This is a genomic window from Burkholderia sp. JPY481, from assembly GCF_038900515.1.
GTDB classification, from domain to species: Bacteria; Pseudomonadota; Gammaproteobacteria; order Burkholderiales; family Burkholderiaceae; genus Paraburkholderia; species Paraburkholderia youngii.
In genome coordinates this window covers 1-255 of the sequence record NZ_JAYMRT010000194.1, presented here as the reverse complement: position 1 = coordinate 255, position 255 = coordinate 1, and the positions used below count along the sequence as shown (strand labels likewise).

Genomic DNA, 255 nt, shown 5'->3' with positions numbered 1-255 from the left:
CCAGCCCATGTGTTTCAAGCAGATGGCGGAACCGGAGAATCGTGCTTTCATCCGGCAAACGCACCATGCCGCCGTCGAGACCCGCGAACTCGCGATACAGCGGCACGTCGTACAGCGCCTCTTCCATTGCAGGGTCCGACAGACCGAACCACTGCTGCATAAAATGAATTTGCAGCATCGTCGCGATCGGGAAAGGCGGCCGTCCGGTTTTGCCTGCCGGATAGTGCGGCTCGATCAGCGCAATCAGCTTCGACC

At 59.6% G+C, this 255-nt stretch carries 1 protein-coding gene; it reads right to left on the bottom strand.

Features of this window, described 5'->3' with window-relative positions:
* The coding region (locus VSR82_RS40305) for a transposase (RefSeq protein ID WP_498858954.1) at window positions 1-255 on the bottom strand (255 nt) is incomplete at both ends.